General features: G+C 40.7%; 17 protein-coding genes, 2 pseudogenes and 1 riboswitch. Of the genes and pseudogenes, 14 read left to right on the top strand and 5 right to left on the bottom strand.

The window, feature by feature from the left end:
• A riboswitch (TPP riboswitch) is annotated at positions 1-106 on the top strand.
• Between the two features lie 89 nt (positions 107-195).
• Both thiT and map read left to right on the top strand, forming a co-directional pair.
• Positions 196-750: an energy-coupled thiamine transporter ThiT gene (gene thiT, locus NST62_RS11250; protein WP_141601852.1), complete on the top strand. Its 555-nt coding sequence runs from the start codon at positions 196-198 to the stop codon at positions 748-750.
• Between the two features lie 228 nt (positions 751-978).
• A complete protein-coding gene (map, locus tag NST62_RS11245; protein WP_141601851.1) occupies positions 979-1,743 on the top strand; it encodes a type I methionyl aminopeptidase in 765 nt (254 codons plus the stop codon).
• Positions 1,744-1,793: 50 nt separating this feature from the next.
• Here the strand turns inward: map and NST62_RS11240 are convergent, their stop codons facing one another.
• On the bottom strand, positions 1,794-2,525 hold the full coding sequence (locus tag NST62_RS11240) for a hypothetical protein (RefSeq protein WP_328215875.1): 732 nt from the start codon (positions 2,523-2,525) through the stop codon (positions 1,794-1,796).
• A gap of 377 nt (positions 2,526-2,902) precedes the next feature.
• On the opposite strand from NST62_RS11240, the gene NST62_RS11235 reads away from it, so the two are divergent.
• The gene (locus NST62_RS11235; RefSeq protein WP_342462901.1) at positions 2,903-3,463 is read left to right on the top strand and encodes a GNAT family protein; all 561 of its coding nucleotides are present in this window, start codon (positions 2,903-2,905) and stop codon (positions 3,461-3,463) included.
• 110 nt (positions 3,464-3,573) lie between these two features.
• Here the strand turns inward: NST62_RS11235 and NST62_RS11230 are convergent, their stop codons facing one another.
• Positions 3,574-4,161, bottom strand: coding sequence for a carbonic anhydrase (locus tag NST62_RS11230; protein WP_141601848.1), 588 nt, complete (start codon positions 4,159-4,161; stop codon positions 3,574-3,576).
• Positions 4,162-4,887: 726 nt separating this feature from the next.
• On the opposite strand from NST62_RS11230, the gene motA reads away from it, so the two are divergent.
• Together motA and motB are read left to right on the top strand one after the other, a co-directional pair.
• On the top strand, positions 4,888-5,688 hold the full coding sequence (motA, locus tag NST62_RS11225) for a flagellar motor stator protein MotA (RefSeq protein ID WP_141601847.1): 801 nt from the start codon (positions 4,888-4,890) through the stop codon (positions 5,686-5,688).
• Positions 5,672-6,442 (top strand): flagellar motor protein MotB, encoded by a 771-nt coding sequence (gene motB / locus NST62_RS11220; RefSeq protein WP_141601942.1) that lies wholly within the window; start codon positions 5,672-5,674, stop codon positions 6,440-6,442. Before motA ends, motB begins: the two co-directional genes overlap by 17 nt.
• A gap of 132 nt (positions 6,443-6,574) precedes the next feature.
• On the opposite strand, the gene NST62_RS11215 is transcribed toward motB, so the two are convergent.
• Positions 6,575-6,796 carry a DUF1128 domain-containing protein gene (locus tag NST62_RS11215; RefSeq protein WP_141601846.1) on the bottom strand — a complete coding sequence of 74 codons (222 nt, stop codon included), beginning with the start codon at positions 6,794-6,796 and terminating at the stop codon, positions 6,575-6,577.
• 160 nt (positions 6,797-6,956) lie between these two features.
• On the opposite strand from NST62_RS11215, the gene NST62_RS11210 reads away from it, so the two are divergent.
• Both NST62_RS11210 and NST62_RS11205 read left to right on the top strand, forming a co-directional pair.
• Complete coding sequence (locus NST62_RS11210; protein WP_141601845.1) at positions 6,957-7,298, top strand: YtxH domain-containing protein; 342 nt, start codon at positions 6,957-6,959, stop codon at positions 7,296-7,298.
• A gap of 18 nt (positions 7,299-7,316) precedes the next feature.
• Positions 7,317-8,240, top strand: a complete 924-nt coding sequence (locus tag NST62_RS11205; protein ID WP_141601844.1) for a YihY/virulence factor BrkB family protein — start codon at positions 7,317-7,319, stop codon at positions 8,238-8,240.
• A 129-nt stretch (positions 8,241-8,369) separates the two neighbouring features.
• Here the strand turns inward: NST62_RS11205 and NST62_RS11200 are convergent, their stop codons facing one another.
• Positions 8,370-10,274, bottom strand: a complete 1,905-nt coding sequence (locus NST62_RS11200; RefSeq protein WP_141601843.1) for a heavy metal translocating P-type ATPase — start codon at positions 10,272-10,274, stop codon at positions 8,370-8,372.
• Positions 10,275-10,507: 233 nt separating this feature from the next.
• Between NST62_RS11200 and NST62_RS11195 the strand changes: the two are divergent.
• Positions 10,508-11,882: pseudogene (locus tag NST62_RS11195) on the top strand (L-cystine transporter).
• Between the two features lie 136 nt (positions 11,883-12,018).
• Here the strand turns inward: NST62_RS11195 and NST62_RS11190 are convergent.
• Positions 12,019-13,575 carry a fumarate hydratase gene (locus NST62_RS11190; protein WP_141601842.1) on the bottom strand — a complete coding sequence of 519 codons (1,557 nt, stop codon included), beginning with the start codon at positions 13,573-13,575 and terminating at the stop codon, positions 12,019-12,021.
• A 382-nt stretch (positions 13,576-13,957) separates the two neighbouring features.
• On the opposite strand from NST62_RS11190, the gene NST62_RS11185 reads away from it, so the two are divergent.
• The 6 genes and pseudogenes from NST62_RS11185 (at position 13,958) to NST62_RS11160 (ending at position 19,492) form a co-directional block, all read left to right on the top strand.
• The gene (locus NST62_RS11185; RefSeq protein ID WP_141601841.1) at positions 13,958-14,851 is read left to right on the top strand and encodes a LysR family transcriptional regulator; all 894 of its coding nucleotides are present in this window, start codon (positions 13,958-13,960) and stop codon (positions 14,849-14,851) included.
• Positions 14,852-14,891: 40 nt separating this feature from the next.
• Positions 14,892-16,068: pseudogene (locus tag NST62_RS11180) on the top strand (amidohydrolase).
• Positions 16,069-16,241: 173 nt separating this feature from the next.
• Positions 16,242-17,579, top strand: coding sequence for an LLM class flavin-dependent oxidoreductase (locus tag NST62_RS11175; protein WP_342462900.1), 1,338 nt, complete (start codon positions 16,242-16,244; stop codon positions 17,577-17,579).
• Positions 17,580-17,637: 58 nt separating this feature from the next.
• Positions 17,638-18,648 (top strand): LLM class flavin-dependent oxidoreductase, encoded by a 1,011-nt coding sequence (locus tag NST62_RS11170; protein WP_141601838.1) that lies wholly within the window; start codon positions 17,638-17,640, stop codon positions 18,646-18,648.
• A gap of 12 nt (positions 18,649-18,660) precedes the next feature.
• A complete protein-coding gene (locus NST62_RS11165; RefSeq protein WP_141601837.1) occupies positions 18,661-18,942 on the top strand; it encodes a glutaredoxin family protein in 282 nt (93 codons plus the stop codon).
• Between the two features lie 31 nt (positions 18,943-18,973).
• Positions 18,974-19,492, top strand: coding sequence for a GNAT family N-acetyltransferase (locus NST62_RS11160; RefSeq protein ID WP_328215877.1), 519 nt, complete (start codon positions 18,974-18,976; stop codon positions 19,490-19,492).
• The last annotated feature ends 55 nt before the right edge of the window (positions 19,493-19,547 follow it).

Here is a 19,547-nt window from a genome sequence, read left to right as displayed (position 1 = left end):
AAAAACCACAAGGGGTGCTGATGAAGTCAGCTGAGAGTGTGCCGTATGCACTAACCCTTTGAACCTGTAAGTTAGTACTTGCGTAGGGATGTGGGATAGAAACCGAAACGTCTGGCGTCTCGGATCTGTCCGGGCGCCTTTTTCTTTTCTATCCTTCTCTCGGGTTTACGCTGGGAAGAGAAAGGAGTTGCTGAAATGAGAAATACTAAATTATTAATAATGATCGAAATTGCCATCTTTGGTGCAATCGGGTACGTGTTGGATCAATTGAAATTTTCGGTTTGGGCGCAAGGCGGTTCCGTCAGCCTGGCAATGCTTCCAATCGTTTTGATGGCCATTCGCCGGGGGATATCTGCCGGCCTCGCTACAGGGCTTATTGTAGGATTATTGAATATGACAATCAACCCTTACATTGTACATTGGGCCCAGGCGACACTGGACTATCTTTTCGCCTTCACTTTTGTCGGATTTGCGGCGCTCGTCCGGGAACAAGTGCTGGATGGTGCAGCGGCAAATAATAAAAAGAAAATAGCATGGTTTGTTGTCTTAGGAACAATTGTCGGCGGATTGCTGCGCTTCATCTGCCATACGATTGCCGGAGCCATTTTCTTCAAGGAATATGCCGGCGATCAGAATGCATGGATTTATTCAATTGTTTATAATGGCACTTATATGGTTCCGTCAATCATTTTAACTGCTATTGCGGCGTCTTTAATTTTCACGGCCGGCCCACGGCTGTTGAAACAATAAAAAAAAACTGAATGGCTGCATTTAGGAGCTTTTGGCAAAACAGCGAATTGGAAAATGTTTGTTTTCCGATTCGCCATTTTTTGTGCTGCGATTTTGCGGTTCATCCAAAAAAGCTTTAATATATTTATTGTGTTTTGTTGTGCCGGTTCCATCATTCCAAACGTCCATTTACCGCAGAATATGTTATTATTTATAAAGAGAAATTGAACAGAGGAAAGGATCTTTTACATGATAGTCAAAACGCAAGAAGAATTGGAAGCATTAAAAAAAATCGGCCGCATTTGCGCGGAAATTCGTGATGCCATGAAAGCCGCAACAAAGCCTGGCATCACAACAAAAGAATTGGACGAAATCGCAGGCCGCATGTTTGAAGAAGCCGGAGCCATTTCCGGTCCAAAAGGGGAATATGATTTTCCGGGTTATACGTGCATCAGCGTCAATCATGAAGTGGCCCATGGCATACCCGGAAATAAAGTCATTAAAAAAGGCGATTTAGTCAATATTGATGTTTCTGGTTCTTTAAACGGTTATTTTGCCGATACGGGAATTTCATTTGTTGTCGGCGAAGGATATGAAGACAAGGAAAAGCTTTGTCGAGTGGCCCAATCAGCCTTCGATCGCGCGATGACAAAAGTGAAAGCGGGATCGAAGTTAAATCAGATCGGGAAAGCGATTGAACGGGAAGCAAAAGCCCATGGACTGAAAGTGATCATGAACTTGACGGGGCATGGCGTCGGCCGCTCGTTGCATGAAGAACCCCAGCATGTTTTGAATTATTATGATGCTTGGGATAACACCATTATGAAAGAAGGGATGGTCCTGGCGGTAGAACCGTTCATCTCCGAAAAAGCGGACCACATCATTGAATCCGGAGACGGCTGGACATTTGTCACACCGGATCAGTCCCTTGTTGCCCAAGTTGAACATACCATTGTGGTTACAAAAGATAAGCCGATTATTCTAACAAAAATCGATGACGAAACCGATTCATGATCAATTTCATTAGGATGCACAAAATTTCCCTGAAAAAAAATCCTGTACGTTTATGAACGTACAGGATTTTTTTTCATGAATAATACCCCGACTATCAATACTCCGCTTAAAAATAGGGCGGAAGTGGTCACTAGCAATTCATCGAAGCCGTTGGCAATGGCGATTCCGATAAAACACCATACGAAAACAAGGGGATAGGCGATATCATGATGGTGGTAGCGCAGGTGCAATGCAACCAAAGTGGCAAATGTAAGGATGATGACAGCCCACAAAGCATCGCTCAATCCGAATCTGTTCCATTCGTTATACACCAGCAAATAACAAGCGTTGATAATAAAAATAAAAGTTGTCCAGCCGAAATAAATAGCGATGGGCATTCTTTTTTTCAAATAGTCCCCTTGCATGGGATATGTAAGATATAATGCAAATAAAGCGAAAAGCTGCAAGCCAATGCAAATCAAAGAGTAAAATAGCATTTCTTTATTCCATAGATAGATGGAAAGGATTTGCAAAAGCATTGCAATGAAAAAAAGGATCGTCTGCAATGGTGAAACGAAGCTTTCAGATTTTCGATTTTTGGAATAACTGAAGGCCCAGATAAATAAAACAATAAATAGGAAAAACCAAAATATATATACATATGAAGCCGGTGATATCAAAAGTGGCAGACGGTTGATAATTTCAATGGTGGATTTGTCTCCGATGTTCGGCAGCCAAAAGGTATATAAAGTAAAGATGGTTGTGACAATCAGGCTGCCAATAATCACAATGATTCGGCCCATGCTTCGCACTCCTTTCCATAAAATTATATACATTAAAAAATAATTCAACAACTTAATCTCGGGATGGATTCATTTTTTTGTAAATTTTTTTATGGAAAATGGACACTTTTGAAACAAACGTCGATTCTAATAAATTTCGGGAAAAAGAGATAATAATTATATCAAAAATCTGCACAAGAAGCGGTGCCGGCCATTTGAAACATTCGACTGGAAAGCTCAAACATAAAATTCAAGACCTGCGAAGAAAATTGAAATAATAATGAAGGCATCTGGAATCTACTATATAGTAGATATAGAAATAAATAATTTAAGAAAGGGCTATAGGTATCAAAATGGTGAAAAAGCTGTTTCAAATTATTAAAAAGAAGGGTGATCATGTGATTCGAATCGAAAGCGACAGGCTGCATTTGCGCACCTTTGTGGAAACGGATGCAAAAAAATTGGCGCAATTATTGCAAAGAAACAAATATTTTTGGGCAACGTATGAACCGCTGCATGATGCCGAGTATTACACAGAAGAAGCCCAATACCGGAAAATATTGGAGGGAATCCATCTTCAGCGTTCAAATCGCGAATATTCTTTCGGGATTTTTACAAAAGATGAAGAAGAATTAATTGGGCACATTTCCCTTTATGCAATTAAACGATTGCCTTATAATAGCGCGTTCATCGGGTATTCCATAGATGAAAGATATACCGGGAAAGGCATTGCGACCGAAGCGGTAAAGGAAGTTGTGCAATTCGGGTTAAATGTCGTGAATCTGCATCGAATCGAAGCATATGTATCACCCAAAAATATCGCTTCCGTAAAAGTGTTGGAAAAAGCGAATTTTAAAAAGGAAGGGCTATTGAGGGAATTATTATATATTAACGGTTCTTGGGAAGATCATTATATTTATGCCCTTTTGCAAGAAGATTATTATCGGAAAAACAATTAAGGAAACCCCGTTTCCAACCGGATTTTACGGGATTTGATCCGGAGTCGATTTATTCAGGGAAAAATAAAAAAAGCCCATCCGTATAAAACGAATGGGCGAAGCAAATTCAATTATGAATGTTGATGGCGCAATTCCAAATATTCATGTCCATTTGTCAATAAATCAAGTTTTCCTGTTTCCGGATCCATCACCAGGCCATGAACTGGCGTATTTTTAGGGAAAAGCGGATGGTTGCGGATGATGTCCACGCTTTTTAACACATTCTTTTCAACGTCGCCAAAACCGCGAAGCCATTCAACTAAATCAATTCCCGAATACTTGATGGATTTAATCATTTCATCGCTGATTCCTCTTTCTCTCATATGATCAATCATGACGAAAGGATCCACTTTGCTCATGCCGCAATCATGATGACCGATTACATACACTTCATCCGCCTGTAATTCATAGACGGCCACTAAAATACTTCTCATAATTCCTCCGAAAGGATGTGCAACCATTGCGCCTGCGCTCTTGATAATTTTTGCATCGCCATTGCGCAAATTCATCGCTTTCGGCAATAATTCAATCAAACGCGTATCCATGCAAGTTAAAATGACAATTTTTTTGTCAGGGTATTTTGATGTTATATAAGGCAAATATTGCTTATTCTCAACAAACTCTTTGTTAAAACGCAAAATTTCCTCTAATGATGTCATCATGTATCCCCCCTTGGATGTTAAACATGATTATAACAATAAGAAAAGGGGCAAAACAACGGAAATACTACAAGACCAATAAATCAGGCAATAATTGATAAAAAAAACCGACAAAAACAGGAGAACCTGTTTTGTCGGTTTTTAGGCAGCTTTATCTAATTAAAATTTTTCAGTTGGTTTTGGATCAACTTTTACTGAGCTGGAGGAATCTAAACCTTTGCGCAAATAATGAATGAACATGGCAACTGATACCACAAGAAGCCCAAAAAAACCAGTTACAGTCGTTAAAAATAAGCCCATCATTAGACCCCTTTCTAAAAAAACAATTCTGGTTACTACTAATTATACTATAACTATATGATTTTTTTAAAGGTTTTAGGAGAAAAATAACGTTAGCAATTCCAAGGAGACTTTCGTTGGATTGCTAATTTTGTATAAAACATGGCAACCCTGTGACCAGCCTGGAAAACGGCCCAACCTTTTTTCCCCATTTAAAAAAGCAGCGGATTTTGGTTTGCTTATAAAGCTGTTGAGCGGCATGGTACCTGTAACGGAAAGGCTATGCCGCTCTTTTTTTTGCCATTAAAGCTGTTGAACGTTGTGACATTGTCCCATCATTAAATAACCAGTTTTTATCAAAATATTAATGTATTCAAATAAAAGGAGATTAAAAAATAAGGATAGATGCCGAAATAAATAGTAGCGGAAGATTTGGAGGTACAGATTATGGATAAAGCGACAGTGATAGGTATACTTCTTGGAATCATCGCTATTTTTTTCGGAATGGTATTAAAAGGTGCATCATTAAGCATTTTGATTAACCCGGCAGCTTTTTTGATCATTATTGTCGGTACAATCGCATCGATTGTAGTTGGATTTCCTGGAAAAGAACTTAAAAGGATTCCGAAATTATTAAAAGTCATTTTCACAGAGCAAAAAACCGTCAGCGATGCGGAAATCATCAAAATGTTTTCAAAATGGGCAGATCTGGCCCGTCGTGAAGGTCTTCTTGCATTGGAAAGCGAGGCGCAAGAAATCGAAGATCCTTTTTTAAGAAACGGATTAACCCTTGCGATCGATGGCCAAAGCGCAGATTACATACGCGACGTGTTAAATGAAGAAGTGGAAGCGATGGAAGAACGCCATGAAAGCGGCGCCCAAATTTTTTCCCAAGCGGGTACATATGCACCGACGCTCGGAGTGCTTGGTGCGGTTGTCGGCCTGATTGCAGCATTGGGTGATTTGAATAATATAGATAATCTTGGTTATGCAGTTTCATCCGCCTTCGTAGCAACATTGTTGGGGATTTTCACAGGTTATGTGCTATGGCATCCATTTGCCAATAAATTAAGACGCAAATCCGTTATCGAAGCAAGACAAAAACGTTTAATGATCGAAGGTATTTTATCTGTATTGGAAGGCGAAGCTCCACGTATTATTGAGCAAAAATTGGCTTCCTATTTGACGGAAGAAGAACGGAGACAAATTTTTGAAAGCGGGGCTGATGGCCTTGGCAAAGAAAAATAAAAAGAATGCCAAAAAAACGGAAATTAATGATTCATGGCTGTTGCCCTATTCGGATTTGATGACGCTGCTGTTGGCATTGTTCATTGTTTTGTTCGCGTCCAGCACCATTGACCAGGAAAAACTGGAAAAGATGTCACAGGTGTTCAGCGAAATTTTTAGCGGAGGAGTCGGCTTCATGCATGATACTTCAATGGTTGATAGTCGAGAACCGATGCCTGGCGGGATAACGCCCGAGCAAAAAGCTTATTTGGCAGATCAGGCGCAATTGAAACAAATCCAAAAAGATATTGACGGCTTTATTGCTGTCAATGAATTGGAAGATACCTTTTCAACGAAAATGACAAATGAAGGCTTGCTTCTGACAATACGTGACAGCATTTTGTTCGATCCCGGAAAAGCGGATATAAAGCCCGAAAATATCCCCATCGCCCAGAAGCTATCGCGGATTTTAGATCTTGATCCTCCGCGTTATATCGTCGTGACGGGACATACGGATAATGTACCCCAAAACACCCCCGAATTCAGGTCGAATTGGGAACTGTCTGTAATGAGGGCGGTCAATTTCCTGAAGTTGCTGATCGATTCGAACCCGGATTTGGATCCGAAATATTTTAGCGCAAAAGGATATGGGGAATACAACCCGATTGCATCGAATGATACCGCCGAAGGAAGGGCGCAAAATCGCCGGGTAGAAGTTTTAATTCAGCAAACAGTAAAAGACAATACGGAATCATCCCGGACAACTTCCGAATAAGCAACAAAGAGGAGCGTCCCATCATGGGGCGCTCCTTTTTGTAAGCTTTTGGATAATCATTGAGGATTCCACATTTTTTGAATAATGGTGCATAAATTAGGAAAAAGTATGCGGTAGTAATCGAAATCAGGCTCATTTGCGGAGGGAACCCAGCTCGGAAACGATGGCCTGTATTTCGCTTGGACTGAAAGTATCGCGCTTCATAATCCATTCATATATATCGTATAAAGCTTGATAATCGGATTCTGAAAAATCATCAGGACGCAATACGTTTGTATTCACCATTTTTAATTTTTCTTTAATTTTTTCTATCATATACGCCAAATTATCTTTAGAAGGCGTAGACAAATTCATATTCATTTTCCACCTTTCTTTGAACTTTGTATCATCATTTCATTTCAATCCATTGTTGTCAAGTGAATTCCATGCATTTGTCTTTGCTTTTAAAAGATGAAAAGTTCTTATAGAATATGATTAGAAATTATTTACAAGGATCGACAGGAGGAGTAGGGTCATGAGCGAGAGTAAATTGTGCAAAGGCGTTGTGATTGGAGCATTGGTTGGGGCGGCAGTGAGCATGTTGGATCGCACGACAAGGGAACAGACGGTGGAAAAACTGAAAAAAACAAAGAACAAGGTTATTTATTATGCGAAAAACCGGAGCGAATTGCAGCAATTGGTAAATGAAAAAATCGAAAAAATGCAGAAATTGTATGAGGATACAAAGGATAATGTCAATTTCATTATGGAAAAATTGGATGAAGTAAAAGGAATCCCTGGAGCAGTGCAGGAGATTGTACAGGATACAAAAGAAGTTTTTTCATCCAATGAAGAAAAATCATATCAGGGGGAATGAAGGGAAGTGAACTAGCGTTTGGACAATACGAAAATTCCCCAAATAAAGTGGATTTCGAGAATTCAATCCTTTTTCAAACCGGATGAATCAACCATAAACGTAACCACGTTCAAAGGATTTGTCCAAGATTTAATCATTCGGATATGGAAAGTGGATGTTTCCGGAAAGGGAGCGCAACTGGCTTATTTCTTTTTATTATCTTTCTTTCCGCTATTGTTAGTGATTGTTTCCATCCTCCCTTATTTGAACATTAATCAGGAACATGTATTTCGTTTCATGCAAACCATTGTGCCTACAGAAGTATTTCTGTTGACACGGGGAACGATTGTGGAAATATTGACGACTTACAATGGCGGCGGTCCTTTGTCGATCGGGATTATCGGTACCCTTTGGGCGGCTTCGCAGGGGATGAACGCAATTTTAAAGACGTTGAATGAAGCGTACGAAACGGAGCCGAAGATGGGAATCATCAATCGGGGCTGGTCATTGGTTTTCACGGTATTACTTATCCTCGTGCTATTGCTTGCATTGTTGGTTCCGATTTTTGGACAACGATATATGTATCAGTTGTTTGATTTTTTAGGAGTGGGGGCATCCTTTGTGGTTTTTTGGAATTATGTTCAATGGATTTTGCCGCCGCTTCTCATTTTTATTGTATTGCTATTGTTGTTTTGGCTAATCCCATATACACAACCGAAAGTGCCTATAAGGACCGTTCTTCTGGGAGCGTTGTTTTCCACCGTTTCATGGGTAATATTGATTTATGGTTTCTCTTTTTATGTAAAGAATTTCGGTAACTTTACATCAACCTACGGAAGCATTGCAAGCGTCATCATTTTATTGCTCTGGCTGTATTTTACCGGCATGATTTTAATCTTTGGCGGAATGCTGAATGCTACCATGTATAAACGATATCTGGCCAAGAACAAGCGGGGCAGTTAGGAGCGCCGGCATTACATCCCCCAATGAAGCGGGACAGGTCGGACAGCAAATAAAAAAGGCGGCTTAAGCTCTTTGAAGGCTTAAGCCGCTTTCTGTTATTTGAGGCCATTCCTTATAAACTGAAAATGTTTACTTTAAAGTTTTAAGCATCCTTAATCCGTTTAATATGACCAAAATGGTGCTGCCTTCGTGGCCGACAACGCCCAAAGGGAGATCGACAATTTGAAGGAAGTTTGAAGTTATAAGAATCGCAATGACGGCGGTCGAGAAGATTATATTCTGTTTGACAATCTGCTGCATTTTTCTTCCAAGTTTAATGGAGTAAGCAATTTTTGATAAATTGTTTTTCATTAAAACGACATCGGCCGTTTCCAATGCAACATCGGTTCCTCCCCCCATGGCGATGCCGACCGTCGATTTGGCAAGGGCAGGAGCATCGTTAATTCCGTCTCCGACCATGCCGACATATTGATATTTCGTCAATGCCTGCTCAATAAATTCCGTTTTGGTGATTGGAGAGCATTTTGCAATATAATCGTTTACTCCCGCCTCTTTAGCAATCACTTTCGCTGTTTTTTCGTGATCCCCTGTCAGCATGGCGACTTCTATCCCAAGTTGTTTCAAAGTTTCGACCGCCTCTTTCGCTTCGTTTCGAATCGTATCTTTTAAGGCGATCATTGCTGCAATTCCATCATCATCTTTCAAAAAGACGACGGTTTTTCCTTCTTCTTCGAGGCGGGCTGCGATGCCATCGGCGAAGCTGTCTGCTTCTTCATTGCCGACAAAATCGGCATTACCGATTATATAAGAACGGCCGTTGAAATTTGCCTTTACCCCTTGGCCAGGAATATCGATGATATCGATTCCGGAAATGATGCCGATTTGTTGATCTTTGACGTATTGAACAATGGATTTGGCAAGCGGGTGATTGGATTGGGACTCCATTGATGCAATGAGCTTCAGCGTTTCTCTTTCATCCAAATCTTCCCGGACCAGGACATCCGTAACGACCGGCATTCCCTCTGTCAATGTTCCTGTTTTATCCACGGCCAGCAACTTGAGGGCGCTTAAATTTTCCAAGTGGACGCCGCCTTTGAATAAAATTCCGTGGCGAGCGCCGTTTGAAATGGCTGCAAGTGTGGCAGGCATGATGGAAGCTACTACGGCGCAAGGTGACGCAACGACAAGCAGCACAATCGCCCGGTAAAATGTTGTATTCCAATCCCAGCCGAATAAATAGTGCGGCAGAAACATCATGAGGGCAACGGCGATGAGCACCGCTTTTACATAAATGCCTTCAAATTTTTCAATGAACAATTGGGAAGGGGATTTTTCGCTTTGGGCCGTTTGGACAAGCGTGATGATTTTTTGGAATAATGTTTCGGAATTCGGCTTCGTCATATGGACGGTGATTGTACCGTTTAAATTGATGGTACCCGCAAATACTTCGTCCCCCACGTCTTTTGACACCGGGATCGATTCCCCGGTAATCGCCGATTCATCGATGGAAGAAGAACCTTTAATGATTTTGCCGTCCGCCGGGATGCGTTCGCCCGGTTTAATTAAAAGATGGTCTCCCACCTTCAATGAAGAAACGGGCACTTTCATCGGCTCGAAATCCCCGCGGACGAGCCACGCTTCTTCCGGCTGCAGGTTCATCAGGGCGGATATTTCACGATGGCTGCGATTCATTGCATAAGTTTCAAGAGCTCCGCTTAAAGAGAAAATGAAAATTAGGATGGCCCCTTCCGTCCAATACCCGATGATCATGGAGCCGATGGCGGCCAAAATCATTAAAATTTCCACATTCAACGTTCTGTTTTCTATGGTATCAATGATTCCTTCCTTTGCTTTCGCATACCCCCCGATAATAAATGCGGCAATATAAGATATGACAGATGCTGTTGATAAACCGTTCTTTTCCAATTTCCATGCGATTAAGATCAAAATTCCGCTCGCAATAGCGGCAATCAATTCCTGATGCTGTTTTATATTCTCAATTAACGAGAATTTTTCTCGATTAGAATTCAACATCAATACCTCCTTATGATAATGAATTTCAGTATCAAAGCATCAATTTTATTGCAATTGATAATAAATATCAATTATTTAAAATTTATATTATTTTATAATTATTCTAATCTATAAAATTCCCTTTGTAAAGAAATAAACATAAAAATAAGAAAATTTAAAATATATTATTCTTACTTGTCTAATAGGAATAAAGATGTATTATTAGGTTTGTTCATAAAAAAGGAGGTTGCTGTATGGGAATTATCTTAAATATAACCGTGCTAGCGGTGTTAATGGCATTTTTATATTTTTTTAAGGAAAAAACACGTAAAATTTTCCAATAGAGTGTTTATTGCAATGGCGCTTGGCGTTTTATTCGGCATCGGGATGCAATGGATTTATGGATTCGGATCAGAAACGATAGAGAAAACAATGCCATGGTTTAATATTATTGGAAATGGCTATGTAAAGTTGCTGCAAATGATTGCGATGCCGCTTGTGTTTATTTCCATTTTGGCGGCATTTACGAAAGTGACAATCGGAAAAAACTTGGGTAAAATTGCGATTCTAATATTGGGAGTTTTAATTGGCACAACGGCGATTGCCGCATCATTCGGTATTTTATCGACGGCATTGTTTGATTTGGATGCGTCACAAATTGTGCAGGGGGAACAGGAAGCGGCACGCGGAGAAGAAATAGTGCAAAAAGCGGAAAGTGTCAAGACTTTGCCGGAACATATTTTGGAAATGTTCCCTTCAAATCCGTTCCTTGATTTGACTGGGGCCCGTTCCACTTCAACAATCGCTGTTGTTATTTTTGCCGCATTTTTAGGATTTGCCTATTTGCAGCTCCGACGGAAAGATGAGGATACGGCCAATACAGTCAAAAAGGGTGTTGATGCATTATACGGCCTTACCATGGGCGTTGTGCGAATCGTCTTGCAATTAACGCCATACGGGGTTGTCGCACTTATGGCCCGCACGGTTGCCACTAGCGATTTTGGGGCAATCGCCGATTTGGGCAAATTTGTCGTTGCGTCCTATGTTGCGTTGATTGCCATGTTTATTGTGCATTTAATTATTGTGTCGTTAACCGGTCTAAATCCATTGATTTACGCGAGAAAAGCGGTAGAAACTTTATTATTTGCCTTCACTTCACGTTCAAGTGCTGCCACATTGCCGTTGAATCTTCAAACACAAACAAAACGATTGGGTGTTCCTGAAGGGATTGCAAACTTTGCGGGATCCTTTGGGTTATCCATCGGTCAAAATGGTTGTGCGGGGGTCTACCCGGCCATGTTGGCTGTCATGATTGCGCCGACTGTCGGAATCGACCCGTTCACTCCAGGCTTTATTGACCTTCTAATCCTAATCGTTGCAATCATTTCTTTCGGTGTCGCAGGTGTAGGCGGCGGTGCGACGTTTGCAGCAATCATTGTATTATCGGCCATGAATTTGCCGATCGCTCTTGCTGGTATTTTGATTTCAGTGGAACCGCTGATTGATATGGGGCGTACAGCGTTGAACGTGAGTGGCTCCATGGTATCCGGAATCGTATCAAGCCGTTTAACAAAGGAATTGGATGCACAGACATTTAATGATACATCAGAAAGAACATCTTTAGTTTAATCATAGAATCCTGCTCAAGTTTTTTAATAAGAAACCGGACATTCCTTCCAAGGGAATGCCCGGTTTTCTTTATATAAAAAAGCTGCCAAAAAACGGATTCACCCGATTTTTGGCAGCTTAAGCAATAAAATGTTAATTAAAATACTCTTTCTGCGTATTGAGATAATTTTTCGAGCGAAGATTTTTCAATGTCAGCATGCAAAGAGTTTCCGTGGGAGTCCATTGTGACAACCGCAGTGAAGTCTTCCACTGTCAAGTGCCACATTGCTTCCGGAATACCGAACTCAAGGAAGTCCACACCGTCAACGCTCTTAATGCAATCAGCATAATATTGTGCTGCACCGCCAATTGCGTTCAAGTAAACGCCGCCGTGCTCTTGCAATGCTTTCAATGTTTTCGCGCCCATACCGCCTTTACCGATGACTGCGCGGATACCGAATTTCTTCATGATATCCCCTTGATAAGGTTCTTCACGGATGGATGTTGTAGGACCAGCCGCTTTGACAGTCCAATTTCCATTTTCGTCTTTTGCCATAACAGGACCGCAATGGTAAATGATTTGTCCGTTCAAATCAACCGGTGAATCATGAGTCATTAGGTGATGGTGGATGGCATCGCGGCCTGTGTACATGCGTCCGCTGATTTTTACAACGTCGCCCACTTTTAACTGACGAATTTGTTCTTCAGTAATCGGCGCTCTTAACTCAATAACGCGGCTTTCGGATTTAGTTTCAGTTGGTTGTTGTTCTTCTTCATTGCGGAATGTCACTTTTTCGCCATCTTGATAGTGCCATTTGATGATTTCTCCGGTATTGGCATCAATGTCAACTGCCATGCGGCGGAATGCCCAGCAGTTGTAAGCGACTGATACGAAGAAGGAAGCAGGAATGCGGTGCATTACACCGATTTTGCATCCCAATAATGTCGTTTCGCCGCCGAAGCCCATTGTTCCGACGCCAAGTGTATTGGCTTTTTCAACGATATATTCTTCCAATTTTGCTAGTTCAGGAATCGGATTTGTATCTTCCAAATGGCGGAATAATTGGTCTTTTGCCAGATCGTAGCTTGCGGAGCGGTCTCCACCGATACCAACCCCGATAAATCCGGCAGAGCAGCCTTGTCCTTGCGCTTTCCAAACGGCATGAAGAATGCATTTGCGGATTCCGTCAAGGTCGCGGCCTGCGCGGCCAAGCCCTTCCAATTCGCAAGGCAAGCTGTATTGGGCGTTTTTGTTTTCACAGCCTCCGCCTTTTAAAATGAGTTTTACTTCAATGTAGTCTTTTTCCCATTGTTCAAATTTGATAACCGGAACGCCTTCACCAAGATTGTCCCCGCTGTTTTTACCAGTCAATGAGTCAACAGAGTTTGGGCGGAGTTTCGCATCTTCTGTCGCTTTTTTAACCGCATTGCGGATGGCTTCTTTGATTTCTAATTGGTTTGCGCCAATAGGAGTTTTTACTTTAAATGTTGGAAGTCCTGTGTCTTGGCAAATTGGTGATACATTGTCTTCCGCCATTACGATATTTCTTGTGATGGTTGCCAAACTCATGGCAGCCCGAGTGCCTGCATTTTCAGCTTCTTTTGCTCTTTTGATGGCACGGCGAACATCTTTTGGCAAGTTTGTAGATGTTTCGCAAATCAAATCATAAAGGCTTTTCTCCAACGTTTGCAAATATGTAGTTGCGACTGACATATTATTTTCCCCCCAAAAAAAATTCAATTCTAGAATATTATACATTTTTAAAATTATTATTAAAAGTCTGTTATATAAAAGTAAATGGCAGATTACAATTATAAAAAGTAAATGGCAGATTACAATTATAATAGAAAATTTTTTTGAACTGATAAATTATTTCAATTACGCTAACAAAAAAATATAGTTGACAACTATGAATAATATGTTTTAATTTTCGATAAATGATAAAAAAAGAATGATTAGTAAATTTTCACCTAATATCTTACTAAAATTATTGGATTAGTAAATTTAATTTCCTGTTATTTGTCAATTTTGGGTTTGGCATAGGACATGATTACTTTATTCCGTCAGTAAAATAATCCGGAAAGGGGCTGGTGTTTTGAATACGGACCAATTGGAGGCGTTTATTTATGTTGTGGAGTTAAAAAGTATTCATAAAGCATCGAAGGCTCTGTATTTGTCTCAACCAACCGTTACTGCACGGATTAAAGCACTGGAAAGGGAATTGAATACAGAATTATTTATCCGACAGGGAAAACAACTGATTTTAAATCAGCAAGGGAAAGAATTTATTCCTTATGCACAACAAATCCTGAAAACTTTTCGCGAAGGAAAAAGCAATATAAGGAATAAACGGGATCATAATGAAATCGTTTTTGGTGCGAATTTCATCACTTCAAGCTATTTTATTCCCCATGCACTCGTTCTGTGGAAAAAAGAAAATCCAGATTTCAATTTCAAATTTATCACGGGAACAAATGAAGAACTGATTGTGAAATTGCTGAATCATGAGATTGATTTTGCTTTCACAAAGCCATTTTCAAACGACAATATCATTCAGGAAGTGGCGTTGGACAATTCCATTCAACTCGTTGTTTACCCGGAACATCCATATGTACTGGGAGAAGAGGTGACCATCAAGAAACTTGCAAAGGAACCCATCGTATTTTTTGAATGTGGGGCGTTTGATTGGAATCTGATTTATAAAATTTTTGAACTGGAAAATGTAGAACCAAAAGTTGAATTTAAGGTAGATCAACTGGAAGTGGCGAAATCATTGATCAAAAACAAACAAGGAATCGGGTTTTTGCCTTTAATAAGTATAAAAGAGGAAATTGAAAGGAAAGAGTTGATTGTTGTGAAGTCCCTGGATTTGTTTACGATCACGCAACCTGTTTATTTATCCTATGTTCAATCGGATGTTGTAAATATTTTGAAAAGCAGCATCCAACGTTCGATTGACCGGTTTAATAATTTTAAATGTCTAGTGTAATCAAATATGAAAGAGCAAAGAAAAAAAGAGGGGTAAGCGTATGAAAAAAAGCGGATTGACGGAGCATGATTCTCTATTGAAACAACTGATCGAATATCGCCGGGAGTTGCATATGTATCCCGAAATTTCAATGAAAGAATATGAAACGACCAAAAGAATCAAAAGATGGCTGGAAGAGGAAGAAATTAAAATTTTGGATGCAGGTTTGGAAGTCGGGGCAATCGCAGAAATCAAAGGAGAGGAAGAAGGGCCTACCATCGCATTGCGCAGTGATATCGATGCGCTGCCTATCGGGGAAAGAACAAATTTGCCCTATGCTTCAAAAATAAAAAATGTGATGCATGCATGTGGCCACGATTTTCATACAGCTTCAATGATCGGTGCGGCAATTTTACTGCAGCGCAGAAAAAAGAGCTTAAAGGAACGGTCCGCGTCATATTCCAGCCGGGAGAAGAAATTGCTGAAGGGGCAAAACAGATTATAAAAGCAGGCGGGTTGGATGGGGTATCGGCGATTTTTGGAATGCATAATAAGCCGGACCTTCCCGTTGGAACCGTTGGGGTACGTGAAGGAGCATTAATGGCTGGTTTAAGATTGAAATTTATGGAGTCGGCGGTCATGCCGGAATTCCAAACAATACAATCGATGCGGTCGTTGTGGCGGGGCAATTGATTTCCGCATTGCAAACGATTGTAAGCAGAAATTTAAGCGCTTTTGATAATGCGGTAGTGAGTATAACAAAATTGGAAGCCGGAAATACTTGGAACGTCATTGCCGACCATGCAATTTTGGAAGGAACGGTAAGGGTTTTTCAAAAGGAAGCCCGTGGGAAAATACCGCAATTAATGAAGCAAATCACAGAAGGAATTGTTTCTGCTTTTGGTGCCACATCCAAATTTAACTGGTATCCTTCCGTTACTTGTGTCGATAATTCACCGCTTTTTACGGAAATCGTCAAACGGACCGGGGAAGAGTTGGGGTATGCGGTTGTTGAAGCCGAACAAAGCCCGGCAGGAGAAGACTTTGCATATTATCAAGAATTGATTCCCGGTTATTTTGTATGGATAGGCGTTGATGGGCAACATGATTGGCATCATCCATCATTTACACTGAATGAAGAGGCGCTGCTTGTAGCGGCAAATTATTTTTCGAATTTGTCCGTGAATGTGTTAAATCATTTATCTAAAAGCAATAATCAAAAGTTGACGGTTAATTAATACCATTCGTTACTGGATGGTATTTTTTTTATGCTCAATTTTAGCCGGTTAGAGTTAATAAATTTTTTCAATCAGTACTTACAAGAAATCAATTAGTAAATGTATTGTATTAGGAAAAAATTGTTGTTAATATAACAAAACAAATAAAAATACTAGAAATTAGGGAGGGAGTAATGTTGACAAGAAAAATCCATTTTGGAGCGCTGATTCATGGAGTCGGAGGACATATTTCCCTTTGGCGGCATCCTGAAATCAGAAGCAATCAAAGCGTCAGTCTGGAGTATTATGTGCAACAAGCCAAAACAGCAGAAAAAGGGAAATTTGATTTAGTTTTTATTGCCGATGGTCTTTATATTAACGAGAAATCAATTCCGCATTTTTTAAACCGTTTTGAACCCGTTACAATCCTTTCCGCATTGGCAACTGCAACCAAAAACGTCGGCCTGGTTGCCACTGTATCCACCACTTATAGTCAACCATTTAATGTTGCGCGGCAAATCGCTTCATTGGATAAAATCAGCGACGGACGTGCAGGTTGGAATGTTGTGACAACCCCTTTGGAAGGGGCGGCATTAAATTTTAATAAAACCATTGAAGAGCATCCCGATCATGCGACCCGTTATGAAATTGCCGAAGAGTTTGTGGAAGTGGTAAAAGGGCTTTGGGATTCCTGGGAAGATGATGCATTTATCGCGGACGTGGAAAATGACCGATTCTTTGATCCGGAAAAACTGCACGTATTAAACCATAAAGGCAAATATTTCCAAGTCAGCGGCCCATTGAATATTGCCCGTTCAAGGCAGGGGCAGCCGGTCATCTTTCAGGCGGGATCATCCGATGCCGGAATTCGGATTGCAGCAAAGGAAGCGGATGCGATTTTCACAAATTATCCTGCATTAGAGGAAGCGAAGGACTTTTATCGCCGAGTGAAAGAAGAGGTTGCAAAAGTTGGACGGAATCCGGATGAGGTGCTGATTTTTCCGGCATTGGCCCCTATCATCGGAGATACCGTGGAAGAAGCGGAACGGAAATATAATGAAGTCAAAAATTTGGTGTCGATTGAAAAAGCGCTGGACTATTTGGGACGTTACTTCGATCATCATGATTTTTCCCAATATGACGTAGATGCGCCGTTCCCGGACATCGGTGATATTGGGGCAAATGCATTCAAAAGCACAACCGACCGCATTAAAAGAGAAGCGAAAGAGCAGGGATTGACATTGAGGGAAGTGGCGCTGCGTGAAGCGACACCGAAACCGGTATTCTTTGGTACACCAAAGGATGTTGCGGATTTAATTGAAAAATGGTTCGTGGAAAAGGCGGCGGATGGATTTATGTTTTCAGTTGCGGTCCCGAATGCGCTGGAAGACTTTGTGGAGAAAGTTGTACCAATTCTGCAGGAACGGGAATTATACCGGAAAGAATATGAGGCGGACACATTACGGGGAAATTTGGGTCTTCCTTTTAAAGAAAACCGTTACACAAAACAAAGACAGCTTGCCAACTTATAAACGGATAGGCACTATTACTTGATTTACAAAGACTGAGGTTTGAAATGGAGGTGGAAAAATGGCGTACAAATTAAGTATTTTAGATCAAAGCCCTGTAATCGAACATTCTGCACCGGAGGAAGCTTTCCAGGAAACGGTGCGGTTGGCACAAACCGCGGAACAATTGGGATATGAAAGATTTTGGGTTTCAGAGCATCATAATAGTCAGGATGTCCATGGTTCATCACCGGAAGTCCTCGTATCTTATTTATTGGCGAAAACGGAAAAAATACGAATCGGTTCTGGCGGAGTCATGTTGACCCATTACAGCCCTTATAAAGTCGCCGAAAATTTTCAGGTGTTGGCAGCTCTTGCGCCTGGCCGTGTAGATTTGGGGGTCGGGAAAGCTCCAGGCGGCCTTCCTTTGGCGACAAAAGCTTTACAATTTGGAACTCAAAACACCGGTGAAGATTTTAATCAGCGGGTAAGGGATTTAAAGGATTTTCTGTATGATACATTGCCGGAAAACCATCCGCTTTATGGGGTAAAAGCAACCCCAACGGCGAAAGTGAAGCCTCCGATTTTTGTATTGGGGGGAAGCCCTGGCAGTGCAACGCTTGCGGCAACTTTGAAACTTCCTTATGTGTTTGCAAGATTCTTTGTGCCGGATGAAGAAGTTTTGAAAAAGTCTGCTGAAGTTTATCGAGAGATTTATCCTGAAGGAAAATTGATCGTGGGCATCGGTGTTTTTGCATCAGAAGATGAAAAAGAAGCTGAGAGCATCGCAAAAGATTCATACATTATCAAATTGCATTTGGAAAGCGGCCGAACTTATACATTTACAAAGAAAGAACAAGCCGAGAAATTTGGAAATCAGTCTGAAGAACCATATCGAATCGAAGTCTTAGATTCGAAATTGGTTTACGGGAAACCGGAACAGGTGAAAAAGGTATTGGATGAATTGCATCAGAAATATCAGGTGGATGAATTTATTCTCCATACACCGGTCTTGAAAAGAGAGGAAAGATTTCGGTCTTTTGAATTGTTGGGTCCAACCAATTTATTCAAAGAAATATCAACTGTTAAATAGGAGGAAAATGAAATGAGCAACGCATTTGATGTGATTGTTTGGTCAAAGCAAGGATGCAGTTATTGCAATGAAGTGAAAAGTTATTTGGATGACAAAGAGATTCCATATAAAACGATTGATGTAACCAATCGGGATGAATTCCGTGAAATTTTGGAAGCAAAATATGGCGTTCGTCATGTACCGGTCGTGGAAATAGGTAAAAACGGGACCTATAAAGGAGTAACCGAAGTGGGATTAGAGCATTTAATCGCTGCCTTGGAGCAAGTTTCAAGAAAAAAAGGTTTAGCGGTTTGACAAGTTTGCAAGAAAGGCAGGGTGGGAATCATTGGGTCAACTTGTGACAGATGTGTTGATTGATCGCCTGAAAGAAGAAGACAAAGAACGATATGTAGAGGTATTGGTCGAAAGTTATGCTCAATATGAAAAGCATTATCCTTCAAAAGAGGCCTGGCAGGATTATATTTCCGATATTCGGAACAGTGTGAACCATCCTCATTCCGCGGAAATTTTTGTTGCGAAAAAAGGTGAAGATATATTAGGCGGTCTGCAGCTTTTTATCGGTTCCGGGAATGCTTATAATCGGCCCGAATTGGAGATAGATTCCACCATTGTGCGGTTATTGGGGATTCATCCTAAGGCAAGGGGGCTTGGAATTGCCAAAAAGTTATTGGATAAAAGTGTGGAATTTGCCAGAGCGCGAGGGGATGAGTATTTATATCTCCACTCAACGGATATGATGGAAGCTGCAATCAAACTATATATAAGATTTGGTTTTGTCCGGGATGAAAGAAAGGATTTTCAGAAAAATAATTTTTTAGTGAAAGCTTTCAAATACAAATTATAAAGGAAACAATCAATTAAAATGATATAAGGTTTTCCCCCTTATCGACTGCAACAAA

Origin of the sequence: Ureibacillus sp. FSL K6-8385 (assembly GCF_038593155.1) — a bacterium.
Taxonomy (GTDB): domain Bacteria; phylum Bacillota; class Bacilli; order Bacillales_A; family Planococcaceae; genus Ureibacillus; species Ureibacillus terrenus.
This window is presented reverse-complemented; position numbering and strand designations above follow the sequence as displayed.